Annotated in this window: 24 protein-coding genes; 9 read left to right on the top strand and 15 right to left on the bottom strand. The window is 72.9% G+C overall.

The annotated features are described in order from the left end of the window. Positions 1–145 precede the first annotated feature (145 nt). Positions 146–793, top strand: coding sequence for a hypothetical protein (locus ACFYST_RS02735; protein WP_387859399.1), 648 nt, complete (start codon positions 146–148; stop codon positions 791–793). Between the two features lie 67 nt (positions 794–860). Here ACFYST_RS02735 and lpdA read toward each other — a convergent pair whose 3' ends face one another. The 4 genes from lpdA to ACFYST_RS02715 all read right to left on the bottom strand — a co-directional run bounded on the left by lpdA (position 861) and on the right by ACFYST_RS02715 (position 8,022). Continuing rightward, positions 861–2,267: a dihydrolipoyl dehydrogenase gene (gene lpdA, locus ACFYST_RS02730; protein ID WP_387859398.1), complete on the bottom strand. Its 1,407-nt coding sequence runs from the start codon at positions 2,265–2,267 to the stop codon at positions 861–863. A gap of 77 nt (positions 2,268–2,344) precedes the next feature. Then, positions 2,345–3,652, bottom strand: a complete 1,308-nt coding sequence (locus tag ACFYST_RS02725; RefSeq protein ID WP_387859397.1) for a M1 family metallopeptidase — start codon at positions 3,650–3,652, stop codon at positions 2,345–2,347. Beyond that, a complete protein-coding gene (locus tag ACFYST_RS02720; protein WP_387859395.1) occupies positions 3,649–7,488 on the bottom strand; it encodes a Pls/PosA family non-ribosomal peptide synthetase in 3,840 nt (1,279 codons plus the stop codon). The genes ACFYST_RS02725 and ACFYST_RS02720 overlap by 4 nt, the downstream gene beginning before the upstream one ends. A gap of 114 nt (positions 7,489–7,602) precedes the next feature. Then, a complete protein-coding gene (locus tag ACFYST_RS02715; RefSeq protein WP_387859394.1) occupies positions 7,603–8,022 on the bottom strand; it encodes a hypothetical protein in 420 nt (139 codons plus the stop codon). Positions 8,023–8,223: 201 nt separating this feature from the next. On the opposite strand from ACFYST_RS02715, the gene ACFYST_RS02710 reads away from it, so the two are divergent. Continuing rightward, positions 8,224–9,552 carry a glycosyltransferase gene (locus tag ACFYST_RS02710; RefSeq protein WP_387859392.1) on the top strand — a complete coding sequence of 443 codons (1,329 nt, stop codon included), beginning with the start codon at positions 8,224–8,226 and terminating at the stop codon, positions 9,550–9,552. A gap of 51 nt (positions 9,553–9,603) precedes the next feature. Here ACFYST_RS02710 and ACFYST_RS02705 read toward each other — a convergent pair whose 3' ends face one another. Beyond that, complete coding sequence (locus tag ACFYST_RS02705; protein WP_387860071.1) at positions 9,604–11,559, bottom strand: APC family permease; 1,956 nt, start codon at positions 11,557–11,559, stop codon at positions 9,604–9,606. A gap of 230 nt (positions 11,560–11,789) precedes the next feature. After that, positions 11,790–12,350, bottom strand: a complete 561-nt coding sequence (locus ACFYST_RS02700) for a DUF421 domain-containing protein (protein ID WP_387859390.1) — start codon at positions 12,348–12,350, stop codon at positions 11,790–11,792. Between the two features lie 195 nt (positions 12,351–12,545). Here ACFYST_RS02700 and ACFYST_RS02695 point away from each other — a divergent pair, with 195 nt between their 5' ends. After that, positions 12,546–13,325, top strand: coding sequence for a VOC family protein (locus tag ACFYST_RS02695; RefSeq protein ID WP_387635344.1), 780 nt, complete (start codon positions 12,546–12,548; stop codon positions 13,323–13,325). Positions 13,326–13,391: 66 nt separating this feature from the next. Here ACFYST_RS02695 and ACFYST_RS02690 read toward each other — a convergent pair whose 3' ends face one another. Both ACFYST_RS02690 and ACFYST_RS02685 read right to left on the bottom strand, forming a co-directional pair. Beyond that, complete coding sequence (locus ACFYST_RS02690; protein WP_387635347.1) at positions 13,392–14,294, bottom strand: M56 family metallopeptidase; 903 nt, start codon at positions 14,292–14,294, stop codon at positions 13,392–13,394. Beyond that, on the bottom strand, positions 14,291–14,686 hold the full coding sequence (locus tag ACFYST_RS02685; protein ID WP_387859389.1) for a BlaI/MecI/CopY family transcriptional regulator: 396 nt from the start codon (positions 14,684–14,686) through the stop codon (positions 14,291–14,293). The genes ACFYST_RS02690 and ACFYST_RS02685 overlap by 4 nt, the downstream gene beginning before the upstream one ends. Before the next feature lie 136 nt (positions 14,687–14,822). Here ACFYST_RS02685 and ACFYST_RS02680 point away from each other — a divergent pair, with 136 nt between their 5' ends. Continuing rightward, the gene (locus ACFYST_RS02680; RefSeq protein ID WP_387859387.1) at positions 14,823–15,848 is read left to right on the top strand and encodes an NlpC/P60 family protein; all 1,026 of its coding nucleotides are present in this window, start codon (positions 14,823–14,825) and stop codon (positions 15,846–15,848) included. 20 nt (positions 15,849–15,868) lie between these two features. On the opposite strand, the gene ACFYST_RS02675 is transcribed toward ACFYST_RS02680, so the two are convergent. Continuing rightward, positions 15,869–17,146, bottom strand: coding sequence for an MFS transporter (locus ACFYST_RS02675; RefSeq protein ID WP_387859385.1), 1,278 nt, complete (start codon positions 17,144–17,146; stop codon positions 15,869–15,871). A 123-nt stretch (positions 17,147–17,269) separates the two neighbouring features. Between ACFYST_RS02675 and ACFYST_RS02670 the strand changes: the two genes are divergently transcribed. Together ACFYST_RS02670 and ACFYST_RS02665 are read left to right on the top strand one after the other, a co-directional pair. After that, positions 17,270–18,382, top strand: coding sequence for a hypothetical protein (locus tag ACFYST_RS02670; protein ID WP_387859383.1), 1,113 nt, complete (start codon positions 17,270–17,272; stop codon positions 18,380–18,382). Positions 18,383–18,391: 9 nt separating this feature from the next. After that, entirely contained in the window at positions 18,392–18,559 is a 168-nt protein-coding gene (locus ACFYST_RS02665; protein WP_387635361.1) for a hypothetical protein, read from the top strand. On the opposite strand, the gene ACFYST_RS02660 is transcribed toward ACFYST_RS02665, so the two are convergent. Next, a complete protein-coding gene (locus ACFYST_RS02660; protein ID WP_387859381.1) occupies positions 18,554–19,297 on the bottom strand; it encodes a dienelactone hydrolase family protein in 744 nt (247 codons plus the stop codon). The two genes, ACFYST_RS02665 and ACFYST_RS02660, sit on opposite strands and share 6 nt — an antisense overlap. Before the next feature lie 76 nt (positions 19,298–19,373). Between ACFYST_RS02660 and ACFYST_RS02655 the strand changes: the two genes are divergently transcribed. Both ACFYST_RS02655 and ACFYST_RS02650 read left to right on the top strand, forming a co-directional pair. Then, positions 19,374–19,868 (top strand): GNAT family N-acetyltransferase, encoded by a 495-nt coding sequence (locus ACFYST_RS02655; RefSeq protein WP_387859379.1) that lies wholly within the window; start codon positions 19,374–19,376, stop codon positions 19,866–19,868. A 445-nt stretch (positions 19,869–20,313) separates the two neighbouring features. Beyond that, complete coding sequence (locus tag ACFYST_RS02650; protein ID WP_387859378.1) at positions 20,314–21,531, top strand: aminotransferase class V-fold PLP-dependent enzyme; 1,218 nt, start codon at positions 20,314–20,316, stop codon at positions 21,529–21,531. Positions 21,532–21,580: 49 nt separating this feature from the next. Here the strand turns inward: ACFYST_RS02650 and ACFYST_RS02645 are convergent, their stop codons facing one another. Both ACFYST_RS02645 and lepB read right to left on the bottom strand, forming a co-directional pair. Then, on the bottom strand, positions 21,581–21,988 hold the full coding sequence (locus ACFYST_RS02645; RefSeq protein WP_387635372.1) for a DUF3224 domain-containing protein: 408 nt from the start codon (positions 21,986–21,988) through the stop codon (positions 21,581–21,583). Positions 21,989–21,998: 10 nt separating this feature from the next. Beyond that, positions 21,999–22,697 carry a signal peptidase I gene (gene lepB / locus ACFYST_RS02640; RefSeq protein ID WP_387859377.1) on the bottom strand — a complete coding sequence of 233 codons (699 nt, stop codon included), beginning with the start codon at positions 22,695–22,697 and terminating at the stop codon, positions 21,999–22,001. 181 nt (positions 22,698–22,878) lie between these two features. On the opposite strand from lepB, the gene ACFYST_RS02635 reads away from it, so the two are divergent. Beyond that, positions 22,879–23,523 carry a maleylpyruvate isomerase N-terminal domain-containing protein gene (locus tag ACFYST_RS02635; protein ID WP_387859376.1) on the top strand — a complete coding sequence of 215 codons (645 nt, stop codon included), beginning with the start codon at positions 22,879–22,881 and terminating at the stop codon, positions 23,521–23,523. A 31-nt stretch (positions 23,524–23,554) separates the two neighbouring features. Here the strand turns inward: ACFYST_RS02635 and cutA are convergent, their stop codons facing one another. The 3 genes from cutA to ACFYST_RS02620 all read right to left on the bottom strand — a co-directional run bounded on the left by cutA (position 23,555) and on the right by ACFYST_RS02620 (position 26,074). Beyond that, positions 23,555–23,884, bottom strand: a complete 330-nt coding sequence (gene cutA / locus ACFYST_RS02630) for a divalent-cation tolerance protein CutA (RefSeq protein ID WP_387859374.1) — start codon at positions 23,882–23,884, stop codon at positions 23,555–23,557. A 254-nt stretch (positions 23,885–24,138) separates the two neighbouring features. Then, the gene (locus tag ACFYST_RS02625; RefSeq protein WP_387635383.1) at positions 24,139–24,993 is read right to left on the bottom strand and encodes a carbohydrate-binding protein; all 855 of its coding nucleotides are present in this window, start codon (positions 24,991–24,993) and stop codon (positions 24,139–24,141) included. Positions 24,994–25,204: 211 nt separating this feature from the next. After that, a complete protein-coding gene (locus tag ACFYST_RS02620; protein WP_387859373.1) occupies positions 25,205–26,074 on the bottom strand; it encodes a helix-turn-helix domain-containing protein in 870 nt (289 codons plus the stop codon). Between the last annotated feature and the right edge of the window lie 106 nt (positions 26,075–26,180).

Genomic DNA, 26,180 nt, shown 5'->3' with positions numbered 1-26,180 from the left:
CATGATGTGCTCCTCTGTCTGGTTTCCCTCCGCCCGTCCGGTCGGCCGGTGCGGTGTGAGACAAGAACACCAGGGCCCGCTCCGAGCCCGCTCCGAGAGCGCTCCGAAGCCTCGGCCGTCACCTCCGCGTGCCACACTCCGCACCATGAACATCACTGCCACGCCCCGCAGTTGGGGCGAATCCGTCGCGCTCTTCGAGCGCCGCGGCCTGCCGCTGAGCAGCTACGAGAACCTCTACAACGAGACCTACGACGTCCACTCGGGCAGCCTGACCGTCCCGGGCGCGCTCGACCTGGACGCCACCGAGCCGTACGGCACCGGCTTCGTCATCGACGGCGATCTGACGGTGGACGGCGCGATCCTCAACGTGGACGACGGCTGCCCGGCGCTGGTCGTGCTCGGTGATCTGACGGCGGGGGCGATCCACCTGGAGGGCGACGCCAAGCTGCTGGTGCGCGGGAGCGTCCGGGTCGGGGCGTTCGTCGGCCACATGACGGACAAGCTGGTGATGATCGGCGGCGACCTGCACGCCGGCGTCACGATCCTCTCGGCCGGTTTCTTCCCCGACGAGATCGGCGGAGCCCTGACCGGCCCGGTGCTCGCCGCGCCGTACGCGCTGACCGAGCTGGGCCGCGAGGTCGCCTCCCCGCCCGCCGCCGAGGTCCTCGTCCCGGAGGTGCTGCGCACCGGCGGCGACGAGGAGGACGACATCTTCGACGCGCCGGGCGTGCACGGCGACCGGCTCTTCGAGCACCTCGAGTCCGGCCTGCCGGTGCTGCTCCGGCAGAGCTGAAAGCGGCGCCGCCCCGGCCCCCTCCGCCGCGAAGCGAAGGGAACCGGGGCGGCGCCACGGACTCGGACTACATGTTGATCATGTGGCCGGCGAGGCCGTGGATAGCCTCCTTGACGGCCTCGCCCAGCGTCGGGTGGGCGTGGATGTTGCGGCCGACCTCGTGCACCGTGAGGTCCCACTGCTGGGCCAGCGTCAGCTCGGGCAGCAGCTCGGTGACCTCGGGGCCGATCAGGTGCGCGCCGAGCAGCTCGCCGTGGGTGTTGTCGCAGATCACCTTGACGAAGCCGACGGGCTGGCCGAGGCCGTGCGCCTTGCCGTTCGCGGTGAACGGGAACTTCTGCACCTTGACCTCGTAGCCGAGCTCGCGGGCCTGCGCCTCGGTGTAGCCGAAGGACGCGACCTGCGGCTGGCAGTAGGTGGCGCGCGGGACCATGACGAAGTCGATCTCCATGGTCTCGGCCTTGGCGATGGTCTCGGCGGCGACCACGGCCATCGCCTCGGCGGCGTGCGCCAGCATCAGCTTCGCGGTGACGTCTCCGATCGCGAAGATGTGCTCGGCGCTGGTGCGGCCCCGCCCGTCCACGGCGATCGCGCCGCGCTCGGTGAGCTGCACGCCGGTGACCTCCAGGCCGTAGCCCTGGGTGCGCGGCGCGAAGCCGATCGCCTGGAGCACCTTGTCGGCCTCCAGCACCTCCTGCTTGCCGTCGCGGGTGACGGTGACCCGGACCGGCTTGTTCGGGTCGGAGTCGTCGATCGCGTCGACCCGGGTGGAGGTGAGCACCTGGATGCCCAACTTGCGGTACTGCTTGGCGAGTTCGGCGGACACGTCGGCGTCCTCCAGCGGCACCATGCGGTCCAGGAACTCGACGATGGTGACCTTGACGCCGTAGTTGTGCAGCACGTACGCGAACTCGACGCCGATCGCGCCGGCGCCCGCGATGATGATCGACTCCGGCAGCTGCTCGGTGAGGATCTGCTCCTCGTAGGTGACGACCCGCTCGCTGAGCGAGGTGCCGGGCAGCAGCCGGGTGGTGGCGCCCGCGGCGATGATGCAGTGGTCGAAGGTGACCATCTCGAACCCGCCGGCGGACAGCGCGACCTGCAGGGTGTGGTCGTCGACGAAGGTGCCCCAGCCGTCGTACTCGGTGATCTTGTTCTTCTTCATCAGGTAGTGGACGCCCTTGACCCGGCCGTCGGCGACCTGCCGGGAGCGGCTGAACGCCTTGCCGTAGTCGAAGGAGACCTGGCCCTCGACCTGGATGCCGTAGAGGTCGGCCTCCTTCAGCACGGTGTGCGCGAGTTCGGCGTTGCGCAGCAGTGCCTTCGAGGGAATGCAGCCGACGTTCAGGCAGACGCCGCCCCAGTACTTGGCCTCGATCACGGCGGCGCGCAGACCGAGCTGGGCGGAGCGGACAGCGGCGGTGTAGCCGCCGGGGCCGGCGCCCAGGACGACCACGTCGTAGTGCGTGCTCATGTTCCTCGTTCCTCCGGTGACTTCGAAGACCACGTTGGCTTCGCGGCCATGGGATCAGTAGATCAGGTCGCGAACCGTCAGAGCTCGGGGAGGTCGGGCAGCGCGCGGACGTACAGCCAGTCGTCCAGCAGCGGGCGCAGCGGGCGGTCGGTGTAGTGGGCGGCGTGCGCGGCGAAGTCGTCGGTGGTGACGACGCCGTACCGGTGCCCGGTGGCCCAGTCGCGCAGCAGGCGGAAGAACGCGGCGTCGCCGAGGACGCAGCGCAGCGCGTGCACGGTGAGGCCGCCGCGTTCGTACACCCGGTCGTCGAACATGTTCGTCTTGCCGGGGTCGCCGATGGCCAGGTCCTGTGGCAGGCCGCGCAGTTGGCGGTGGGCCTCGGCGGCCTTGGCCTGCGTGGTGGGGCCGCCGGTGCGCTCGGACCACAGCCATTCGGCGTACTTGGCGAAGCCCTCGTTCAGCCAGATGTGCCGCCAGTCGGCGATGGTGACGCTGTTGCCGAACCACTGGTGGGCAAGTTCGTGGGCGACCAGGCGTTCCCAGCCGCGCTGCCCGTCAACGTGGTTGCGGCCGAAGGTGGCCATGCCCTGCGCCTCGACGGGGACGTCGAGTTCCTCGTCCACCACGGCGACGGTGTACTCGCCGAACGGGTACGGGCCGAACAGTTCCTCGAACAGCCGCATCATCTGCGGCTGCCGGGCGAAGTCGTGCTCGAACGCGGCCTGGTGCGCCAGCGGCACCCAGGCGATCTGCGGGACGGTGCCGGGGACGCGTTCGGTCAGCGGGAACTCGCGCAGCGGGGCGATGGCCAGCCCGACCAGGTAGGACGCGGTGGGCGCGGGCTGCTCGTACACCCAGGTGGTGGCGGAGGAGCGGGTGGTGCGGCTGAGCAGCCGGCCGCCGGTGACCACGGTGTACGGCGTCGCGGTGGTGACGGTCAGCTGGTAGGCCGCCTTGTCGGCGGGCCGGTCGTTGCAGGGGAACCAGGACGGTGCGCCGATCGGCTGGGAGGCGACCAGCGCGCCGTCCTCGATCTCCTCGAAGCCGAGGCCGCCCCAGGGGCTGCGGACCGGGCGCGGGTTGCCGGACCACTGCACCTCGCAGGTGAAGTGCGCTCCGGCGGCGAGGGCCTTGGCGGGTTTGATCCGCAGTTTGCCGTCGCGGTGCGCGTAGTGCGCGGCCCTGCCGTCGACCAGCACTTTGCCGATCCGGAACGCGGCCAGGTCGAGGGTGAACTCGCGCAGCGGTTCCGGGCCCGCTATGGCGGAGATCCGGGCGGAGGCGGCCAGCCGGTTGGGGCCGGGCCGGTAGTCGAGGGCGAGTTCGTAGCGGTGGGCGCGGTAGCGCGGGTCCCCGTGGCGGGGGAAGTAGGGATCGCCGCTCACCGGTGCTGTTCCTCCTGGCTTGAGTGCCACGCTTCGATCGGGTTGCCGAGCCAGCGGGTGTCGGCGGGTACCGTCTCGGCGCGCATCACCAGCGAGGCCGGGCCGAGGGTGGTGCGTTCGCCGACGGTGCTGCCGGGCAGCACGATCCCGCCCGGGCCGAGCGTGGAGCCCGCTCGGAGCTCCACAGTATCCAGCCGCATGATCCGGTCGTGGAAGAGGTGCGTCTGCAGCACGCAGCCCCGGTTGACGCTCACCCCGTCCCCGAGGGTGACCAGGTCGGCCTCGGGCAGCCAGTAGCTCTCGCACCACACGCCGCGTCCGATCCGCGCGCCGATCGAGCGCAGCCACAGCGTCATCACCGGTGTGCCGGCGGCCCGGCCGATCAGCCAGGGCACGGCGAGCACCTCGGTGAAGGTGTCGGCCAGCTCGTTGCGCCAGACGAACCCGGACCACAGCGGGTGCTCGACCGCCCGGAACCGGCCCACCAGCAGCCACTTCGCGGCGGCGGAGACCACGCAGGCCACCAGCCCGGCGGCCAGCAGCACCAGCCCGGACAGCAGCGGCTGGTCCAGCGCGCACAGCGCGGCGGCGGTGAGCACGGCCAGCGCGGCGGAGGCGAACACCGGGACGATCCGGCCCAGCTCGGTCAGGCCGCGCGCCCAGCGCAGCCGGGCCGGCGGTTCGTAGGTGAGCGCCAGGTCGGCGGTGTCGGCGGCCCGGGGCAGTTTGACCGGCGGCATGCCCAGGTAGGAGCTGCCGCGCTTGGCCTTCTTCGGCGTCGCCGACAGCACCCCGACCAGCCCCCGGTCAGGGACGGCCCGGCCGGGCGCGGTCATCCCGGAGTTGCCGAGGAACGCCCGCTCGCCGATCTCGGCCCGCCCGATCCGCACCCAGCCGCCGCCCAGTTCGTACGGGGCGATCAGGGTGTCGTCGGCGAGGAACGCCCCGTCGCCGACCGTGGTCAGACTGGGCAGCGCGAGGACGGTGGACACCTCGGCGCCCTTGCCGATCCGCATCCCGAGCAGCCGCAGCCACACCGGGGTGATCAGTGCCGCGTACAGCGGGAACAGTGTCTCCCGGGCCAGGTCCATCAACTGGCTGACGGTCCACGCCTGCCAGCCGACCCGGCCGTGCAGCGGGTGGTACCCGGTGCGCAGCCCCCGCGACAGCAGGCGGACCCCGATCAGCACCTTCGCGGCGTACGCCAGCCCGTAGGCGAGCGTGGCCGGGACGAGAGCGAGCAGCGCGCCCTTGAGTGCCTCCGCCAGACCGTCGCCGGGGTGGACGAACCGGCTCGCGATCAGCAGCGCGGGCAGTGCCGACAGCAGCGGCAGCGCGGACAGCACGAACCCGGTCGCGCCGTACACGGCCGCCCAGCGGGCCGAACGGCGGGGGCGTTCCTTCGGCCAGCCGCGTTCGGCCTTGCCGGTCTTCACGGCGGGCGCGCCCGCCCAGCGCTGGCCGGTCGGAACGTGCCCGGTGACGCCGGAGCCGGGCGCGACCTCGGCCCGCTTGCCGATCTTCGCTCCGGGCAGCAGCGTCGACCGGGTGCCGACCACCGCGCCCGCGCCGATCCGCAGCGCGCCGATCTCCAGCCGGTCGCCGTCCAGCCAGTAGCCGGACAGGTCGACCTCGTTCTCGATCGCGCAGCCCTTGCCGAGCCGCAGCAGGCCCGTCACCGGCGGCAGCGAGTGCAGGTCCGTGTCCGCGGCGACCCGGCAACCCAGTGCCCGGGCGTACCGCACCAGCCAGGACCCGGACAGCTGCACCGCCCCCGACGCCTCGGCGATCCGCTCGGCGGCCCACAGCCGCAGGTGCACGCTGCCGCCACGCGGGTACGTGCCGGGGCGGACGCCGCGCAGCAGCAGCCGGGCGCTGCCGGCGGCGATCGCCAGCCGGCCGGGCGCCGAGTAGAGCAGCGCCACACCGGCCAGCAGCAGCCACCACGGCGCGGTCGGGGCCCACGGGTAGTCGCCGACCAGGTGCAGCACGGTGCCGAGCACGGCCAGCAGCAGCGACCAGCGCAGGCCGATCAGGGTGACCGGCGGCAGCATCAGCAGCAGTTGCAGGGCCTGGGCGCGGCGTGGCGTCGGCTCGACGGTGCGCACCTCGCCCCCGGACTGCGCGGACTTCTCCAGCAGCCGGGCCAGCTTGCGCAGCGTCGGCTGCTGGTAGATGTCGAGCACCGACACCGCCGGGTAGCGGCCGCGCAGCAGCGTCGTGAGCTGGGCGGCGGCGAGCGAGCCGCCGCCGATCGCGAAGAAGTCGTCGCCTGCACTTCGCACCGGGGTGCCGAGGATCTGCGCCCACTGCTCGGCCAGCCACGCCTCCGTGCCGTACAGCTGCTCGGCCGGGCCGGACGTCTCCAGATCCGGCAGCGGCCAGGGCAGCGCGTCCCGGTCGACCTTGCCGGACGTCCGGGTCGGCAGGTGCTCGACGGTGGCCAGCAGCGGCACCAGCGCGGCGGGCAGCTCGGCCCGCAGCCGCGCCACCGCAGCCTCGCGGTCGAACCCCTCCTGAGCCACCAGGTATCCGACCAGCAGCTGATTGCCACCGCGCGCCGTCCGCACGGCCGCCGCCGCACCGGACACGGCGGGCAGCGCCTGCAGCGCCGCGTCCACCTCGCCCAGTTCGATCCGCCGGCCGCCCAGCTTGATCTGCTCGTCGGCCCGCCCGAGGAACACCAGCCCCTCGGGTTCCGCCCGCACCAGGTCGCCGCTGCGGTACGCCCGCTCCCAGCCCAGCGAGGTGAGAGGCGCGTACTTCTCGGCGTCCTTCACCGGGTCCAGGTACCGGGCCAGACCGACCCCGCCGATCACCAGCTGCCCGCTGCCACCCATCGGCACCGGCACGCCCGCCTCGTCGACGACCGCCAACTCCCAGCCGTCCAGCGGCAGTCCGATCCGGATCGGGGCCGCACCGCTCAGCAGCGCCCCGCACGCGACGACGGTCGCCTCGGTCGGGCCGTACGTGTTCCACACCTCGCGGCCCTCGGTGACCAGCCGCTCCGCCAGCTCCGGCGGGCACGCCTCACCGCCGAAGATCAGCAGCCGCACCTCGTTCAACGCCTCGGCCGGCCACAGCGCGGCCAGCGTCGGCACCGTGGAGATGACGGTGATCTCCTGCTCGGCCAGCCACGGCCCCAGGTCCGCGCCGCTGCGCACCTGCGCGCGCGGCACCGGCACCAGGCACGCGCCGTGCCGCCACGCCAGCCACATCTCCTCGCAGGACGCGTCGAACGCCACCGACAGCCCCGCCATCACCCGGTCCCCCGGCCCGATCGGCTCCTCCTGCAGGAACATCGCCGCCTCGGCGTCCACGAACGCCGCCGCACTGCGGTGCGTCACCGCCACGCCCTTGGGCTTCCCCGTCGAACCGGACGTGAAAATGATCCACGCGTCGTGCTCCGGCCCCGGCGGGACGGCCTCGTGGCCCGACGGTTTCACCTTCTCCAGCCGCCCGTCCGCCCCGATCACCGCGTTGACGTCCGCCTCGCCGAACACCAGCTCGGCCCGCTCGTCCGGATCCTCGAAGTCCACCGGCACGTACGCCGCCCCCGCCGCGAGCACCCCCAGGATCGCCACGTACAGCTCGTTCGTACCCGACGGCACCCGCACCCCGACCCGGTCCCCCAACCCGACCCCGGCCCCCGCCAACTGCCCCCGCACCCGCTCCACTTCGCCCAGCAACGCGGCATAACCCAACACCTGCCGCCCGTCGTCCAACGCGGGCTCCTGCGGGAACGCGGCCGCCGTCGCCGCCAACACATCCACCAACGTCCGAGGCGGGCCCGCAGGGCGGGCACGGAACAACGCGGGCTCGGAATCGGTGATCATGGCCATACGGTCCTCGTCCTGGGTTCCCCGGCGGTCAACCATAAGCATCGGGAACGTGACAACCCGGGAAAATCTGAGCAAACGGGGAAGCGACACCAGGGGCGCGGGGACCTGTCAGACCTTCACCACCACGACGTGGTCGGGCAGCAGCCTCTCCAGATCCTCCGGCTCGGACGTGAACACCGTCACCTGGCCTCGCTGCCCGAGCGCCACCACCGCGAGCATGGCGTCGATCGCGTACTTGTGCCCGCGCAGGCCGGCGCCCGCGAGCAGCCGACGTGCCTGCCGCGCCTCGTCCCGGCCCAGTTCGGCGACGTTCACCCGGGACAGCACCCAGTCCCAGCGCTGTTCCGTGGTCCGCGCGTCGTACGCCTCGACCAGAGTCATGGGCGAGGTGACGATCTCCGCCTCGCCGCGGGCAGCGAGATCGAGCCGGGCGATCATCATGCGATCACCACGGACCGCGAGCGACAGGGCCTCGCGGTCCAGCACGAAGACCCGCAGCCGCCGGGCTCCCTCCGCGCGCTTCTTCACCCGGCCGCCCCACCGCTCTTGCTGCGAGCGAGCCGGCGATGGCGGACTTTCCGGGCCCTGCCCCGCCGTGTTCACCAAGTGTCGAGTCCTGCCTCCGAGACTGGCTGTCCCTCGCCCGGCCCTGCCGTGGTCTGCGCCCTCCGGGGGCGTGCTCCGGCCTCGCTTTCCATGTCCACTCCGACTTCCAGGAGCTGAAACCCGATGAGCAGGATCCTCGTCGCCGCCACACCCGTGACCGGACACACCGGCCCGTTGCTGCGGATCGCCGCCCACCTCGTCGACCTCGGTCACGAGGTGGCCTTCCTCGGTGGCGCGCGTTTCGCCGAGCGGGCCGGGGCCGCCGGTGCGGTGTTCCATCCGCTGCCGCCCGAGGCCGACTACGACGAGCGGGACTTCGACGCGAGCTTCCCGGCCCGCCGGTCCGTGCCGCCCGGTCCTGCGCGGGTGGCCTGGGATGTCATGCATGTCTTCGGTGACCCGCTGCCCGCTCAACTCCGGTCTCTGCGGCAGTTGTTGGCGGAATTCCCGGCCAGTGCCGTCATCCACGACAACCTCTTCCTGGGCGGCGTGGCACTGGCCCTCTCCCAGCCCGCCGCCGACCGGCCCACCGTCCTGAGCATCAGCGTCTCCCCACTCGGCGTGCCGAGCAGGGACACCGCCCCGCACCTGCTCGGCCTCCTGCCGCCGGTCGACGAGGAGGAGCGGGCCCGGTATGCCGTGCTGGCGGAGAGTCTGGAGGAGCGCACCCGGCCGGTCCACGCATACCTGTCCGGGGTCTTCGCGGCGGCCGGGGTGCGGCTGCCCGCGGGGCCCAGCGGGCGGGTCCGGGCCGAGGCCGCCGACCACTACCTGCAACTGACCGTTCCCGGCTTCGAGTATCCGCGCAGCGATCTGCCGGCCAACGTCTCCTTCGTCGGTGCCCTTCCGCTGCCGGCCGGCCGCGACCCGTGGCAGCCCGAGTGGTGGCCCGCCCTGTCCTGGGCCCGCGCCGCGGGCCGCCGGGTCGTCGTGGTCACCCAGGGCACCTTGGCCAACGTCGACCTCACCGAACTGACCGCGCCCACCGTGCGGGCCCTCGCCGAACGCCGGGACCTCCTGGTGGTGGCCGCCACCGCCCGTCCGGACGGTGCGCAGGCGCTGCACGACGCGCTGTCCGATCTACAAGGGCTTCCCACCAATGCCGTCGCGACCGGCTACATCCCCTTCGACGCCCTGCTGCCGTTCGCCGACCTGCTGGTCACCAACGGCGGCTACGGCGGCGTCCAGGCGGCACTCGGGCACGGCGTCCCGCTGGTGGTCGCCGGGGAGACCGAGGACAAGCCGGAGGTCGCCGCCCGCGTCGAGTGGAGCGGCACCGGCGTCAATCTGCGCACCGCCCGCCCGAGCGCCGAGCAGCTGAGCGCCGCCGTGGACAAGGTGCTGGACGACCCGGCCTTCCGCGAGCGGGCGCACGCGCTGCGCTCCGAACTGGCCGAGTACGACGCGCTGTCGCTCATCGCCGAGCTGGCGACGGGGCGCGGCGGGGCCTGAGCCCCGCGCGCGAGTTGAGCCCCCGGCGGTACGGGGGCTCCTCCGCGGGTACTACCGCCCCTCGCCCCGGCGCACCGCGCCCGGTGCGCTCGCCGCGAGCCGGTCGCCGCGCCGGTTCGCCGAGGTCAGCTGCCACGGCACCGATATGACCATCACGCCGGGCGTGAACAGCAGGCGGCTCTTCAGCCACAGCGCGGACTGGTTGTGCAGCAGGTTCTCCCACCACCGGCCCACCACGTACTCGGGGATGAACACGGCCACCGCGTCCCCCGGCCACGCCTCCTTGAGCTCCCGCACGTGCGTGACCACCGGCTTGGTGATCTCGCGGAACGGCGACTCCAGGACCCGCAGCGGAACGTCCAGACCACTCGCGTCCCACTGCGCCCGCAGCTCACCCGTCGCCTCGGGTTCGACGTCCACCGTGACCGCCTCGACGGTGTCCGGCCGGAACGCCTCCGCGTAGCCCAGGGCCCGCAGCGTCGGCTTGTGGAGCTTGGAGACCAGCACCACGGCGTGCACCTGCCGGGGGCGGGAGCTCTCCGCGGCGACGTCCTCGACGGCGAGTTCCGCCGCGACGTGGTCGTAGTGCCGGCGGATGCCCCGCATGGTGAGCCACAGCAGCAGTGCGGCGACCACGGCCAGCCACGCGCCCTGGGTGAACTTGGTGATCAGGACGATGACCAGCACCAGCGCGGTGGTGACGGCGCCCAGCCCGTTGATCAGCCGGGAGCGCTGCGCGGCGGCCCGGACCGCCGGGTCGCGTTCCTCGGCCAGCGCCCGGTTCCAGTGCCGGACCATGCCGATCTGGGAGAGCGTGAAGGAGGTGAACACGCCGAGGATGTACAGGTGGATCAGGCTGGTGACGTCCGCCTTGTAGAACCAGAGCAGCCCGCCGGCCACCACCGCGAGCGCGATGATGCCGTTGGAGAAGGCCAGCCGGTCGCCGCGGGTGTGCATCTGCCGGGGCAGGTAGCGGTGCTGGGCGAGGATCGAGGCGAGCAGCGGGAACCCGTTGAACGCGGTGTTCGCGGCCAGGATCAGCACCAGTGCCGTCACTGCCTGGATGAAGTAGAACAGCAGCGTGTCGGAGCCGCCGAAGACGGTCGCGGCGAGCTGCGCGATCACGGTCTGCTGGGTGTACGTGTGGCAGTCCCCGGCGAGGCCGGTCAACTGGCAGGCGTCCTCGACGTAGTGGACGTGCGAGGTGAGGGCGAGCAGCGTGACGCCGGCGAACATCACCACCGCGACGATGCCCATCACAGCCATGGTGGCGGCGGCGTTGCGGGACTTGGGGGCGCGGAACGCGGGCACGCCGTTGGAGATCGCCTCGACGCCGGTGAGCGCGGTGCAGCCGGAGGCGAAGGCGCGCAGGCCGAGCATCAGCAGGCCGAGCCCTTGCAGGGTGTCCTTGCCGTCCACGGCGGTGACGCCGAGGGCCGCGGTGGGGGCCTGCGGGCTGTCGCCGAAGGCGAGCCGGATCAGGCCGGTGACGACCATCAGCAGGATGCCGCCGATGAACAGGTAGGTGGGGGCGGCGAACGCCCGGCCGGATTCGCGGACGCCGCGCAGGTTCATCGCGGTCAGCAGTGCCACGAAGCCGACGGCCAGCGCCACCCGGTGGTCGGCGAGCGAGCCGAACGCGGAGATGATGTTGTCGACGCCGGACGCCACCGAGACGGCGACCGTCATCACGTAGTCGACCAGCAGTGAAGCGGCCACCACCAGGCCGGAGTTGGCGCCGAGGTTGCGGGAGACCACCTCGTACGAGCCGCCGCCGCTCGGGTAGGCGTGCACCACCTGCCGGTAGGACATCACCACCACGGCCATCAGTCCGACCACGCCGGCGGCGACCCACGGGGTGAGGTAGAGGAAGGCGGTGCCGCCGACGGTGAGGACGAGCAGGATCTCGCCGGTCGCGTAGGCGACCGAGGAGAGCGGGTCGGACGCGAAGATCGGCAGCGCGAGCCGCTTGGGGAGCAGCGTCTCGCCGAGCTCCTCGCTGCGCATGGCCCGGCCGATCACAAGGCGCTTGAGCGCCTGGGGGAGGTTGAACACAGCACGGGAGCGTATGCGCCCCTGCCGTTAAGACAAGCAGTCTGTCCGATGACTGGATTTCCCGCATTTCCGCAGGCCAGAGGCCATGCAGATGATCGAATCGAAGGCATTTCGGCCGCAAAGGCTGCCGTTAAGGATTCGTCAATGTCTCGCCGGTACCGCCGCAAACCGGGACAAAACACTCACCGCGCGGCCGGCAACCGGGACTCGATGGCGGCCAGCGCAGCCCTGATCGCCGCCACGTCGTTCTTGTCGGCGACCTGGTCGCCGTCCTTCAGCTTCACCAGCAGGGTGCCGCCCGGCTCCAGCACGATCAGCGAGGTCTCCTCGACCCCGTCGCCGCCCTGGTGCCGGATCGCCACGTCCAGGTCGGGCACCCGGATGCCCTCCCGGGTGATCGCCCGCAGGTCGTACCCGCCGTCCTGGCCCAGCACCGTCGGCGTCCCGTCCAGCAGCCGGTTGAACCAGTCCCAGCGGGCCGCCTGCTTCACCAGCACCCAGTCCGTGACCAGCAGCACCAGCGCCCCGTACAGGCCGCCGACCAACGAGTTGTCGTTCCCGATCACCGCGTTCTGCACCACGTTCGACAGCAGCAGCATGACCACCAGGTCGAAGGTGTTCAGCTGGGCGAGCCCGCGCTTGCCGACCACCCGCAGCAGTGCGAGCAGCGCCAGGTACACCAGCACGGTGCGCAGCGTCTTCTCGCCGTACGAGATCCCCGCCTGGAACATGTCGTGCCACATGCCCGCCACGGTAGGCACCGGCGCGATCCACCGGTCCGGCCCCCACGCCCGGCACTCCCCCGGACGGCCCATCCCCGGCACGGCCCCGCCGCCGCACCCGCCCGGCGGGTGCGCCCTCCGGTGGCGGATCGCGGGCCGCGCGGCGAGGGTGACTTGCGGGGGAGCACCGGAACGCCTCACCGGAAAGAGCGAGAGATGCCCGAAGTCACCGAACCGTACAAGACCGGCACCCCGTGCTGGGTCGATCTGATGGCGAAGAACCAGCAGGCGGCGCTGGACTTCTACCGCGACCTGTTCGGCTGGCAGGGCAAGCCCGGCCCGGCCGAGTTCGGCGGGTACGCGGTCTGCGAGCTGAACGGCAAGGCCGTCGCCGGGATCGGCCCGGCGATGGCGCCCGAGGGCCAGCCGGAACCGCCCACCGTGTGGACCGGCTACCTGGCCACCAATGACGCGCAGGCCACCCAGGACGCGATCGTCCGGGCCGGCGGCACGCTGCTGGCCCCGGTGATGGACGTCGGCAAGCTCGGCCGGATGCTGATCGCCCAGGACCCGCAGGGCGCGGTGTTCGGCGTATGGCAGGCCCTTGAGTTCGCCGGCGCCAAGGTGGTCAACGAGGCCGGCGCGGTGGTCTGGAACGAGCTGCACACCAGCGACATCCCGGCGGCCACCGCCTTCTACGGCGAGGCGTTCGGCATCGAGATCAAGCCGATGGAAGGCGCGAAGGACTACTGGGCGCTGGAGGTCGGCGGCCGCGCGGTCGGCGGTGCCACGCTGCTCAAGAACGACCCGCCCGGCACTCCGGCGCACTGGCTGACGTACTTCGCGGTGGACGACGTCGACTCCACCGTGGACGCGCTGGCCAAGCGCAAGGGCACCGTGCTGGTCCCGCCGTTCGACATGATGGCCGGCCGGATGACGGTGGTCGCCGACCCGCAGGGCGCGCCGTTCGCGATGATCAAGCCGAAGCCGATGTAGGCCCGGTGCGGTCACCGGAAGCCGCCCGTCCCGGTCCGTCCGGGGCGGGCAGCGGCTTCCCCGCGTTCAGGGCAGCACCGGACCGCAGGTGAACAGCAGCGGCAGGACGGGCGCGGCAGCCGTGGTGAGCGCGGCGGCGGCGCGCAGCGCGGGGTGCGGGGCGGTGGCGGGGGCGAGCAGGCGGCGGACCCGGAGCAGCGCGGCGGGGCCGCCGGCGGCGAACGCGGCCTGCGGGACCTGGCCGCCGGCCACCCGGTACATGGCGGCGGCGAGCACGGCGCGCGGGTGGCGGCGCACGGCCCGGTCGTCGGCGGCCATCTCCAGCAGCAGCGGGGTCTCCCGGGCGGCGAGGCGGGCCAGCGGGAGGAACGGGAACGCGGCGGCGAGCGCGTCCGCGGCGGTGCGGGCCAGGTGGTGGCGGCCGGTGACGTGGGCGCGCTCGTGGGCGAGGACGGCGGCGAGTTGAGCGTCCGTCAGGACGTCGAGGGCGCCGCGGGTGAGCACGATCCGGGAGCGGCGGCCGGGCAGGCAGTACGCGGCGGGGATGTGGTGGTCGAGGACGTGCGCGCCGAGCCGCGGGTCGCGGGCGGCGACCAGGTCGAGCACCGTGCGGTGGCGGCGCCGGTGCCGGGCGGCGCGGGCCAGCACGGCGGCGAACCGACCGAGCGGCCACAGCGCGGCCGCGGCGGGCAGCAGCAGCCGCCAGCCGCTGTCGAGCGTCGGCCCGGCGGGGTGGTCGACGCCGCACAGGTGCATCAGGCCGACCAGCCCGAGGTGCAGGTGGCCGCCCGGGACGGCCACGTGGTGGACGGCCAGCACCAGCGCGGTGAGGAAGGACAGCGCCAGACCCTGCCAGAGCGCGACGGCCAGCCGGGGCGCGCGGTGCGTCCAGCGCGCCCTGGCCAGTGGCAGCGGGGCGAGCACGCCGACCAGCAGCGCGTACCCGAACAGCGCGAACGCGGCGGTCACCGGCCGCTCCCGGGTGCGCCGTTGCCGCCCGGCTGGTCGCGGTCGACGGAGTCGATGGCGGCGCGCAGCGCGTCGAGTTCGGCCGGGGTGAGCTGTTCGACCAGGTGGGCGAGGGCACCGGTGGGGTTGGGGCTCTCGCCGAGGACGTCGCGCATCAGGGCGGCGCTGTACGCCTCGCGGGTGCAGGTGGGCCGGTAGCTCCAGGCCCGGCCGGACTTCTCGCGGCGCAGCATGCCCTTGCGGTACAGGATGTCGGCGACCGTCATCACGGTGGTGTACGCGAGCGGCCGGGAGCGGTTGAGGTCGTCGACGATCTCGCGGACGGTGGCGGGGCGGTCCCAGGTCCACAGGCGGTCCATGATCTCCGCCTCCAGGTCGCCGAGTCTGCGCACTGCCGTTCCGTCCTTTTTCGGGTCACCGGGTGGTCCGGCTCATCGTAGTGGGCGCGGGGTGGCTTGCCGCTCGTTCTACTGAACTACTAAGTTGTCTCGTAGTTCAGCCCCCGGAGTTCTGAGGAGAGACGCCGCGATGGGAACGCACCGCCGCCCCCGGCCCGCCGGACGCACCAGGACGGCCGTCCTCGGCGCGGCGGCCGGCGCCGCCGTCCTGCTGCCCACCACCACGGCCTGGGCCGAGCCCGGCACCGGCAACACCGACCAGGTCAAGGCGAAGGTCGACGCCCTGTACGAGGACGCCGAGGCGGCCACCGAGCAGTACAACAAGGTGGACGAGCGGGCCAAGCAACTCCAGGACCAGGCCGGGAAGTTGCAGGACCGGCTGGCCGAACAGCAGGAGAAGATCCTGAAATTCCAGGAAACCCTGGGCGCGTTGGCCGCCGACCAGTACCGCGGCGGCGGCATCGACCCGAGCATGCAGCTGATGCTCAGCTCCTCCCCCGACGAGTACCTGAGCCGGGCCGGACTCCAGGACATGGCCGGCGAACAGCAGGCCGACGCGCTGCGCAGCGCGCTGCGGCTCCAGCAGTCGATGAACCAGGACCGGGCCGAAACCGCCGACAAGCTGGCCGAGTTGGAGCAGGCCCGCAGCGCCATGGCGGCGAAGAAGACCGAGGTGCAGAAGAACCTGGCCGAGGCGAGCCGCGTCCTGGCCGGCCTCAAGGCCGCCGACCGGGCCCGCGTCCTCGGCGACAACAACCAGGCCGCGTCCCGCAGTTCGACCCGCGGCCAGACCTACACCGGCCCCGCCACCGGCCAGGTCAAGGCGATCCTGGACTTCGCCTACGCCCAGATCGGCAAGCCCTACGGCTGGGGCGCCACCGGCCCCAACTCCTTCGACTGCTCGGGCCTCACCCAGGCCGCCTTCCGGGCCGGCGGCGTCGGCCTCCCCCGCGTCTCGCAGGACCAGTGGAACGCGGGCAAGCGCATCGCGAAGGCCGACATCCAGCCCGGCGACCTGCTCTTCTACTACAACGACCTGCACCACGTCGGCATCTACATCGGCAACGGCAAGCTCCTGCACGCCCCGCGCACCGGCAAGAACATCGAGATCGTCGACATGGACGTGATGCCGTACATGGGCGCCGTCCGCCCCTGACCGGGCCCGAGTGCGCGAGGTCAGCTGTTGAGTTCCCGGGACTGTCCGGCCCACCGGACCACGAACGGCATGGCCAGGCCGGCTGCGACGAAGACGCCGCCCATGACCAGCCAGCCGGGGGCGCCCCAGCTCAGGCAGAGCAGGCCGAGCAGACCGGGGGCGACGGTGTAGCAGAGACCCATGCCGATGCCGAACACGCCGGAGTACTGTCCCTGCGCGTGTGCGGGGGCCAGCCGGAACCGCAGCTCCATCGACCCGGCCGCGTGCCACAGCGAACCCACCGTGTGGACGGCGACGCCGGCCGTCATGATCGCCGCGGCGGCCCAGCCGGGCAGGCCCGGGGCCATCGCGATGACCGCCATGCCGACCAGGAACGCCAGCCCGGCGCGCCGGGTGGCCCGGCCGGCGACCTGGCCGCCCTTGATCCCTCGGCTGGTGCGGACCTGCAGGAGGACCACCATCACGGTGTTGACGGCGAGCGCGACGCCGGTGAACCAGCGCGGTGCGTGGGTGTGCAGGACCACCCACAGCGGCAGCGCGTAGGTCACCACCTCGCCCTGGATCCACAGGACGCCGTCCAGCACGACGAACGCCATGTACGGCCTGTCCTTCAGCGCGAGCCACCGGTCCGACCCGGTCGAGGCCGGCAGCGGCTCCAGCCTGGGCAGCCGGAGCACGACGGCCGCGCAGCCGACGAAGGTCAGGGCGTTGGCGAGGATGAGCGCCCGGTAGGCGGAGCCGGAGTCGAGCTGGATCACCGCACCGGCGGCCAGCGCGCCGAAGGTGCTGGCCAGGAAGGCGACCGAGCGCAGGTAGGAACGGAACTTCGGCACCTCGTCACCGCCGAACCGGCGGATCATCGGGCCGCGTGCCGCACCCCCCGAGGCACCGGCCAGGTCGGTCACCGCCACCGCCACCATGAACGCCACGAACGAGTGGGCGAACAGCAGCGACACCATGGCCACGGCCTGGATCAGCAGGGTGACCAGGAAGACGCCGTGCGGGCCGCGCCGGTCGGCGAGGTGCCCGACGGGCGGGCCGGCGAGCAGGCCGACCACGCCGGCGACCCCGAGGCCGAGGCCGACCTGCCCGATCGGCAGGCCGATCACCCGCAGGGCGTACAGCGGCGCCGTGGCCAGGAAGGCCGCGGTGCCGAGCTGGTTGATGAAACCCCCGAGTGCCAGCCTGCGCTGGGGGCCGGACTCGAGGAGTAACCCTCGTCGCACCAGCCAGGGCCGACGGTCGGGGGTGGTTTCCTCCTGAAGGTCGTCGGGGGACAGCGTGCCGGTCTGACTCACGTGGTACTCCTGGGCGTTGATCACGGCTGGGCGGGGACGGACGGCGCGGCGGAGCGCCTGGGGAAACTACAGCCGGACCGAAATCGGGTCGAGCCCGGACCTGCGCGCTGGCAGGATGCCGGGGTGGACGAGATCATCCGCGCCGCGGGCGCGCTGCTGGGCCAGCCCCTCCGGGACCCTGTCGATCTCGGCGGCAGCTCGCGGAGCACCGTACTGCGCTGCCGGACGGCCACCGGCGGCAGCGTGATCGTCAAGGCGTTCGCCGACGGGCCCGAGGCACGGCGCGCCTACACCGGCGAGACGGCCGGGCTCTCACTCGGCCTGGCCGGACCGGAGTTGCTCGCCGCGGACGTCGAGCGGCGGCTGCTCGTGATGGCGGACCTCGGGGACGCGCCCACCCTGGCGGACCTGTTGCTGGGCACCGATCCGAAGGCCGCCGAGCGCGGCCTGCTGGAGTGGGCACGCGGACTGGGCCGGCTCGCGGCCTCTTCGCTGCCGCGGCGCGCCGAGTTCGCGGCCCTCTGGCAACAGCACACCCAGGGCCTGCCGAGCTGGGAGGACGAGCCGTGGCAGCTGCAGAACGCCGACGCCTTCCTCGACCTGCTCACCGAGTGCGGCCTGACCGCCCCGCCCGGGCTCGCCCAGGAGCTCACCGCGATCGGCACCGCCGGCGGCGAGCGGTACCCCGGCTTCACCCCCGGGGACACCTGCCCCGACAACAACCTGATCACCGCGGAAGGCCTGCGGCTGATCGACTTCGAGGCGGCCGGCTACCAGTCGGTCTTCCTCACCGCCGCCTACTGCCGGATGCCGTTCTCCAGCTGCTGGTGCGTCCACCGGCTGCCGGCCGACCTGGCCCCGCGGATCGAGGAGGCCTACCGGTCCGAGGTGGTGACGCAGTATCCGGAACTGGCCGAGGAGACGCACTGGCAGGCCGGGATGGCACAGGCGGTGGTGGTCTGGACGGTCGACACGACGGTGCACCTGCTGCGCCGCTCGCTGCCCGAGGACGGGTGGACGCACCGCACCCGGCGGCCGGTGCCCACCCGCCGCCAGGTGCTGCGGCACCGCTGGACGAGCGCGCTCGAGCTGACGGGGTACCCGGCCTTCACCGCCACCATGCGGCTGTTGCTCTCCGAGATCGCCGCGGGGTGGGACGTGCCCGAGCTGCCCGGCTACCCGGCGTTCCGGGACCGCTCGGAGCCTGCCCTCCCCCCGCGCGGCCCGGCGCAGTAGAAAGGAAGCATGGGAAGACAGCTGGGCCTGCTGCTCTACGTGCTGGCGATGGTCGGCCTGATCGTCGGGGTGGACTTCGCGTTCTTCCGGGACCACTTCTGGCCCCGGCTGCTGGTGAACGTCGGCCTCGTGCTGGTGTTCCTCGCGTGCTACCTGCGCTTCCTCAAACACTCATGAGCCGGAATCGCCCGACTCCGTGACGGGCAGGCATTCGGCCAGCAGGGCGAGCATGTCGCGCCAGGCGCGGTCGGCCTGACGGGGGTGGTGGCCGACGCCGGGCAGCACGACGGCGTTGACGGTGGGGTGGTGGAAGGCGTGCTGGGCGCCGCCGTAGACGGTCAGACGCCAGTCGACGCCCGCCTCCTGCATTTCGGCGGTGAAGGCCTCGCGCCGGTCGGCGGACATGATCGGGTCCTCCGAGCCGACGCCCGCCCAGACCGGGCAGGGGATGTTCGCGGACTCGCCGGGGCGGCCGGTGGTGACGGCGTTGAGCGTGCCGATGGCGCGCAACGGGGTGCCGGCGCGGCCGAGTTCGAGGGCGATGGCGCCGCCGGTGCCGTAGCCGATGGCGGCGATCCGCTCGGGGTCGGTGCGCGGTTCGGCGAGCAGCACGTCGAGGCCCGCCCGGCCGATCTCCCGCATCCGCTCGGGGTCGGCGAGCAACGGGAGGGCGCGGGCCAGCATCTCCTGCGGGTCGGCGAACCAGCGTCCGCCGTTGATGTCGAACAGCAGTGCCACGTAGCCGAGTTCGGCGAGGGCGTCGGCCAGGCCGCGCTGAAAGTCGCTCAGGCCGGGGCCTTCGGGGCCGATCAGCACCGCGGGCCGGCGGCCGGTGCCGGCGGGCAGCGCGAGGTGGCCGACCATGGTCAGGCCGTCGGCGGGGTAGCGGACCGTGCGAGTGGTGACCGTCGTCATGCGATCGGACTGTACGGACCGTCGGGCCCGGTCGGTACGGTCTTAGCTGCGGGCAGAGCGGAAGGGGTGCATGGGGATGCGGTTGCGCAATGTCGAGCCGGGGGATGTCGAGGCGTACGTCCGGATGCGGTGCGACCCGGCGATGATGGCCGAGTTGGGCGGGCCGCTGCCGGCCGAGGGCATGGCCGACAAGGTCCGGCTGGATGTCGAGCGGACGGCGGCGGACGACTGGTGGGTCCGGATGATCGTGCCGGACGGCGCCGGGCCGGAGGTGGTCGCCGGGACGGTGACGCTGTGGCCGCACGAGGAGGACAGCGAACGGATCACCGAGATCGGGTGGATGGTGCTGCCGGAGTTCCAGGGCCGCGGGCTGGCCAAGCGGGCGGTCGGCGAGGTGCTCGAAGCGGCCGGGGCGGACGGGCGTTGGGGCCGGGTGCACGCGTTCCCGGGGGCGACGAACGGCGCGTCGAACGCACTCTGCCGCTCGCTCGGGTTCGAGCTCCTCGGGGATCGCGAGGTGGTGTTCGCCGGGCGGGTGCTGCGGACGAACCACTGGGCGATCGAGCCGTAGCCTGGCCGCGGGCGACGGCTCGGCGGGCCGGCCGCGGGCGGCGGTTTGGTGGCCCGGCCCCGGCCGCGGGAGACGGGTCGGCCGGGGGCGGGCCGGTCAGTGGGGCCGGGCGGTCAGCGCTCGCGGCGGGTGCGCGGCGGCCGGGGTGTCCGGGCGGGCGGGCGCACGGTGCCGAGCGGGCGGCGCGGGGCGGGGATGGCCGGCGGCTGGGACTTCTGGAACATGCGGGAATCCTCGTTCTCGATCGGCGGCCCACCCGTGGGACGGGGCGGGTCGGGTCCGATCAGCATGCGGCACCCGCTCGGCCGCATCCGGACGGCGCAACGGGAAGCCACCCGAACGGGCCAGAGCAGCCCGCGTGTCGGGCCCGGCGGGCACTGTGTCAGCATCGTGGCGACAGGCCGCTCCCGGGTCAGGACGTCGGCGGCCGGATCGGAGAGGGACTGTGGGAACCGTCGTCGCCCCCAAGCCGCTGCTGCTCCAGGACGGGCGGCCGGCCGCGGCCGGCTGGTCGCTGGATCCGTCGTTGCGGCATCTCAACCATGGTTCGTTCGGGGCGGTTCCGCTGGCCGCGCAGCGCGCGCAGCAGGACCTGCGGGACGAGATGGAGCGCGCCCCGGTGGTGTGGTTCCCGGCGCTCCCCCGGCGGGTCGCCCGGGCGCGTGCCGTGATCGCCGAATTCCTGGGCGCCCCGGCCGAGTTCACCGCCCTGGTGCCGAACGCCAGTGCGGGCGCGAGCGCGGTGTACAACAGCCTGCCGCACCGGCCGGGCGGGGAGGTGCTGGTCACCGACCACGGGTACGGGGCGGTCACCATGGGCGCGGCCCGGCTGGCCCGGCGCTGGGGCGGCTCGGTGCGAACGGTGCACGTGCCGTTGGCGGCGGGGCCGGAGGAGGCCGCGGCGGCGGTGCTGGCGGGGATCGGCGACCGGACGGCGCTGATCGTGCTGGACCAGATCACCTCCGCCACCGCGCGCCGTCTCCCGATCGACCTGATCGGCCCGGCCGCCCGTGAGCGCGGCATCCCGCTGCTGGTGGACGCCGCGCACGTCCCCGGCCTGCTGGCGGATCCGCGGGCGGGCCTGGACTGCGACGCCTGGGTCGGCAACCTGCACAAGTTCGGCTGCGCGCCGCGCGGCACGGCCGCGCTCGTCGCGCGGGGCGAACTCCGGCACGCGCTCTACCCGTTGATCGACTCCTGGGGTGCGGAGGAGCCGTTCCCGGAGCGTTTCGACACCCAGGGCACGGTGGACGCGACGAGCTACCTGGCCGCGCCGACCGCGCTCGACTTCGTTGCGGAGCAGTGGGGTTGGCCGCAAGCTCGCGACTACATGACCGAACTCGCCGACTACGCCCAGCAGTTGATCGGCGAGGCGCTCACCGCCGCCACCGGGGAGTCGGCCGCGGCGGAGGTCGGCATGCCGGTCAACGCGCTGCGGCTGGTCAAGCTGCCCGCCGGGATGGGGCGGACCCGGCTGGAGGCGGACGGCCTCCGCGACCGGCTGGCAACGGAGTTCGGGGTCGAGGCGGCGTTCACCAGCTTCGGCGGGACGGGCTACTTCCGGCTCTCCACGCACGTGTACAACACCGCCGCGGACTACGAGTACTTCGCCGAGGAGTGCGTCCCGGTGCTGTGCGCCTGGGCCGCGAAGCACCGCCAGTAGGCCCGACCGGACCCGCGCGGAGTGCGCAGCGCGGGTCCACCGGCCGGTGCTAGGAAGGGAGTTCGTAGTCCAGGTGGATCCGGTGGGTGCCGTCCTCGTCGATGACGATGCCGCCGGTGCCGGTGATGCCCGCCAGCCCGGCGGTGCCGCTGCCGGGGACGATCACGAAGTATTCGCCCTCGCGGCCCGCGCCCAGCGTGGTGGCGGAGTGCGCGAAGTTGAACGTCCCTTCGGCGTCGTGCAGTTGGCCCGCGAAGGACTCCATGGCGAGGTACGTCCCGACGCCGGCCGCGTGGTCGAACGCCGAGGTGAACAGCGTGCTGGAGCGGCCCTCGATCTCACCCCGGAACTCCTTGCGCATGGTGGCGACGCCGACGCCGACGGCGGTCTTGATGTCGCCCTCCGGGACGGGCGCGGGGGTGAACTCGGGGACGGTGAAGGTTCCTGATGCTCGCATGGGTGCGATGTTAGGACCCATCACCGACAGTGCCGCTCCCGGCGGTATCCACTGCCCAGGCCGGGTACTCGACGGTCTCGGGACGACGCCGGCGACGGGCCACCACGCCGAGGATCGCGGCCGCCACCAGGACCAGCAGGCCGAGCAGGCCCGCCGCGCCGACGGCCGCCATGGCGCGGACGGTGCCGGGCTGGTCGCGGGATTCGACCGTGGCGAGCGGGACGGGGCCCCACGTCCGGGAGTCGATCGAGTTCGCCCGGGCGTCGCCCATCACGAACATCCGGCCGTCGGGGACAGTGGTGTCGAAGCAGCGGTAACCGTTGACCTCCCCGCGGTAACCGTTGACGTCCTCGCCCCGCAGGTACGGCTCGTCGAGCGGTGCGCCGTTCAACTGCACGGGCTGGTCGCCGCATTGGGAGATGTGGTCGCCGCCGAGGGCGACCACCCGCTTCGGGACGGCGACGGCCGGCGAACCGGGTTCAATGGCGTAGCGGAGGACCACCACGTCCCCGCGCCTGACCTGCTCGGGCTTGACGGCCGTCACCACCACGACCTGGCCGGGCTGGTAGGTGGGCTTCATCGCCCCGGAGCTGATCACGACCCGCCGGGGCCCGAGGTGGATCCCGTACCCGACCGCGCCGGTCGCCAGCAGCGCGCCCAGGATCCCCAGGATCAGCGCCACCTTGCCGAGCTTGCCCCATCCCCGCATCTACGCACCCGCCGCCGTGCCGAACCTGCCGAACGCCCGGCAGATTCGTCCGGGCGTTCGGGAGTGTAGCGGGCGGGATCAGCCCACCGCGCACCCCGACAAGTCCGAGGCGCCGACCGGGAGGCCGAGGGACCTCGGTTAGTGTGCGTCCATGTCGCAACACCACCTGGATCCCGCATCGTTGAGGGACTCTCGCCCTTCGCGGACGCCGGTCGCGGCGGCCGACGTCGACCAGGCCGTCCGACGCGCGCTCGCGACCCTGACGGACGCGCTCACCGCGGACTGGCGGACCACAGCCTTCGGGCTGGAGTGGGACTGCTGGGAGACCCTGGAGCACCTGGCGGACGGGCTGTTCGCCTACGCGGCCCAACTCGCGCCCGCCCGGCCTCCGTTGGACGATTACGTGCCGCTGCGCTGGCAGCGCGACCGTCCGGAAGGACCAGCGAGCGTGATCTTCGTGGACCGCGCCGTCGGCCCCGCGGGCCTGTTGCAGGCGCTGGACGCCGGCGGCGGGCTGCTGGCGGCCATGGTCCGGACAACGGCTCCGCAGGTCCGCGCGTTCCACTCCTACGGGGTGTCGGACCCGGAGGGTTTCGCGGCGATGGGCGTGGTGGAGACCCTGGTCCACACCCACGACGTGGCCGCCGCCCTCGGCCTGCCCTGGCACCCGCCCGCCGACCTGTGCGACCGCGCACTGGCCCGGCTGTTCCCCGAAGCACCCGCCGACACCGACCGGTGGCCCACCCTGCTCTGGTCCACCGGCCGCACCGACCTGCCCGGGCGCGACCGCCGCACCTTCGAGACCTGGCACAGCGAGCCACTGTGAGGCGGTACCGGCGCGGCGCACCGCGGCCGATTCAACCGGCCGCGGCAGTCTCCGTGTCCAGCCAGGACAGGTAGCCGGGCGCCCCGGCGGTGATCGGTACGGCGATCGCCTCCGGGGTGTCGTACGGGTGCAACTCACCGATCCGGTCGATGAGTTGATGGGCCAGTGCGGCCCTGGTCTTGAGGTCGATGCGCCACTCGGTGGCGTCCTGGAGCTCGCCGTCCCACCAGTACACGGAGCGGATGGCGTGGACCTGGGCGCAGGCGGCGAGACGTTCGCGGACCAGGGTGGTGGCGAGGGCGCGGGCGGTGTCCTCGTCCTCGTGGGTGGTGGTGACCACCAGGTGCTGGGGCTCGGTCATGGGCCGAGCCTACGGGGGCGGGAGGGAGGCACTTGGTTGCTTCGGGTGGTGGCTTCGGCGGCCGGTGTCTCCGGCCGTGACGCGCCATGGCGGCTCGGGCACCCCGCGCTCGGGCCGCCATGGCGCTTGACGGTCGACGGCCGCACTCCCGGTTTTCCCCTCCCGGGAGTGCGGGCCGCGCCGCCGCTTCGGTTGGCTGTCAGCCACCTGGGGCGGCTGTCGCCGCTGACCGCCCCTCGTGGGGGTGGGCGCGGTCAGCGGCGGGTCCAGAGGGCGGGGACGTTCGGGGGCTCCCAGCCGGCGAAGGCGGTGTGCGCCTGGATGCAGACGTACGTGACGCCGTTGTAGGTGACCTGGTCGCCGACCTTGTAGCTGGCGCCGGCCTGCCAGGTGGTGGTCCCGCCCGGGGAGGAACTCGGACTCGGGCTGGGCGAGTTGCCGGTCGGGCTGCTGCTCGGCCTGGGCGTCCCGTTGACGTTGAGCACGAAGTCGAAGCTGGCCTGGCGCCCGTTGCCGACCTGCTGGACCGTCATCACCAGCGCCGGGTCGAAGATGCTGTCGGTGGCGTTGCGCGGCTCGTTCGGGAAGTACAGCTGCGTGGTGAGGATCGGCTGCCCGGGGGCCTGCACCTTCACGTGGATGTGCCGGGTGCGGCCGGGGTAGAGCCCGGGGACGATCGTGGTCAGCGTGTACGCGCCGTTGGCGTCACTGAACTGGTGGCCGCGGAAGGTGTACCCGCTGTTGTCGTAGGTGCCGTTGGTGTCGGCCTGCCAGAAGTCCAGCAGCGCGCCGGAGATGGGGGCGCAGTTGCGGCCGAACACGTAGCCACTGACGGTCAGCGGGACCCCGGGGGTGCCGGAGGTGACCAGGTTGGTGCGCAGCGGGGAGCCCGGCTTGAAGTAGGGGCCCTCGATCTGCTCGCCGGTGGGCGCGTCGCCGTCGTGGCAGTTGGGGGTGAGCGGGGCCGTTCCGCCGGCGGCGGCGGTGTCGCGGGCCAGGGCGGTTCCGCCACCGATCAGCACCGGCACGGCGCCCGCGAGGGCAGCCGCCTTGAGCAGGCTCTTGCGACTGATCTGACGGTCGCCAAGGGGGTTGTGGGGGGTGGACATGGCTCTCCGTTCGGCTGCTTCGTCGGACGCCGCCCGCGCGGATCCCCCTGGGAGGGACATGACACCTGGAGAGGTCGGGTGTCCCCGCGCGGCGACGCTGTGGGGTGCCACAGACGCTAGGCCCTGCCGGGCGGGCCGTCGATGGACGGGGGCCGCCGGACGTGGTGCATTCCTCAGCCGGGCTTTACCCATCGTTGACGGTGCCCGCCGGTCATGCGGACCGCTCGCGGAACTCCCCCGGCGTGCGGCCGACTTCACGTCGGAAGAAGCGGCAGAAGTACGCCGGATCGGAGAAGCCGGCCGCCATCGCGACTTGACGGACCGTCATGTCAGTGGTGGCGAGCAGCCGTTTGGCCTCCAGGGTCTGCTGCTCGCGGATCAGCCGGGCCGGGGTGCGGCCGGTGGAGTCCTTCACCACCTCGTGCAAGTACCCTGCGGAGACGCCCAGTTCACGGGCCAGCGCGAGCACCGAGCGGTCCGCGCGGTCCGACTCCGCGATCAGCCGGGCGAACCGGTCCATCAGCGGATGCACCGGCGCCCGCGGCACCAACCCCCCGTCCACACCCTCGCGCTGCCGCGCCACCCGCAGTGCCCGCACCAGCAGGACGTGCAGCAACGCCTGCAGCACCCCCAGCCCGCCGTCCAGGCCGGCCCGGTACTCCGCGCTCAACTCGGCCAGCAGCCGGGAGAGTTCACCGTGACCCTGACGCGTCGGCCGGGACGCGGTGGCACCGGCCAGCGCCCGCAGCAGAGCAAGGTCCTCCGGGTGCCGGTGCAGGAAGTCCTCGTTGAACAGCAGTACCCAGCCGTCGAGTTGCCGCGCCCGCACCCAGTGGTGCACCTGCCCCGGCAGCACCACGTACAGCACCGGCGGCTCGATCCGGTACTCCGTGAGATCGACGATGTGCGTCCCGCTCCCCTTGGTCACGTAGACCAGTTCGTAGAACGAGTGCCGGTGCGGGAAGTCCGCCTTGGAGAGCGGCCCGATGGAGTCGAAACTACCGGCGGCGAACGGCAGCAACCCGGGATCGGGCACGTCCAGGTCGTGCAGTTCCAGGCCGGCGGGCGGTCGGAGCGTCATCGCGCCAGTGTGCGCGGACTCCCCTCGAGCCGTCCAGTGGTCCAGACCATCGCAGCCGGCGGCGCCTTCCGTCGCCGGGTGCCGGCCCCCGGTGACAGGTAGGGAA

The organism is Kitasatospora sp. NPDC004614 (assembly GCF_042873675.1).
Taxonomy (GTDB): Bacteria; Actinomycetota; Actinomycetes; order Streptomycetales; family Streptomycetaceae; genus Kitasatospora.
The sequence above is the reverse complement of the archived record's forward strand: the minus strand, read 5'-3'. Positions and strand labels throughout refer to the sequence as shown.

Bases quoted from the DNA above. Each gene is read 5' to 3' on its own strand.
- ACFYST_RS02735 (WP_387859399.1), top strand. From the start codon at position 146: ATGAACATCACTGCCACGCCCCGCAGTTGGGGCGAATCCGTCGCGCTC.
- lpdA (WP_387859398.1), bottom strand. From the start codon at position 2,267: ATGAGCACGCACTACGACGTGGTCGTCCTGGGCGCCGGCCCCGGCGGC.
- ACFYST_RS02720 (WP_387859395.1), bottom strand. From the start codon at position 7,488: ATGATCACCGATTCCGAGCCCGCGTTGTTCCGTGCCCGCCCTGCGGGC.
- ACFYST_RS02710 (WP_387859392.1), top strand. From the start codon at position 8,224: ATGAGCAGGATCCTCGTCGCCGCCACACCCGTGACCGGACACACCGGC.
- ACFYST_RS02705 (WP_387860071.1), bottom strand. From the start codon at position 11,559: ATGCGCAGCGAGGAGCTCGGCGAGACGCTGCTCCCCAAGCGGCTCGCG.
- ACFYST_RS02700 (WP_387859390.1), bottom strand. From the start codon at position 12,350: ATGTGGCACGACATGTTCCAGGCGGGGATCTCGTACGGCGAGAAGACG.
- ACFYST_RS02695 (WP_387635344.1), top strand. From the start codon at position 12,546: ATGCCCGAAGTCACCGAACCGTACAAGACCGGCACCCCGTGCTGGGTC.
- ACFYST_RS02680 (WP_387859387.1), top strand. From the start codon at position 14,823: ATGGGAACGCACCGCCGCCCCCGGCCCGCCGGACGCACCAGGACGGCC.
- ACFYST_RS02665 (WP_387635361.1), top strand. From the start codon at position 18,392: ATGGGAAGACAGCTGGGCCTGCTGCTCTACGTGCTGGCGATGGTCGGC.
- ACFYST_RS02660 (WP_387859381.1), bottom strand. From the start codon at position 19,297: ATGACGACGGTCACCACTCGCACGGTCCGCTACCCCGCCGACGGCCTG.
- ACFYST_RS02655 (WP_387859379.1), top strand. From the start codon at position 19,374: ATGCGGTTGCGCAATGTCGAGCCGGGGGATGTCGAGGCGTACGTCCGG.
- ACFYST_RS02645 (WP_387635372.1), bottom strand. From the start codon at position 21,988: ATGCGAGCATCAGGAACCTTCACCGTCCCCGAGTTCACCCCCGCGCCC.
- lepB (WP_387859377.1), bottom strand. From the start codon at position 22,697: ATGCGGGGATGGGGCAAGCTCGGCAAGGTGGCGCTGATCCTGGGGATC.
- cutA (WP_387859374.1), bottom strand. From the start codon at position 23,884: ATGACCGAGCCCCAGCACCTGGTGGTCACCACCACCCACGAGGACGAG.
- ACFYST_RS02625 (WP_387635383.1), bottom strand. From the start codon at position 24,993: ATGTCCACCCCCCACAACCCCCTTGGCGACCGTCAGATCAGTCGCAAG.
- ACFYST_RS02620 (WP_387859373.1), bottom strand. From the start codon at position 26,074: ATGACGCTCCGACCGCCCGCCGGCCTGGAACTGCACGACCTGGACGTG.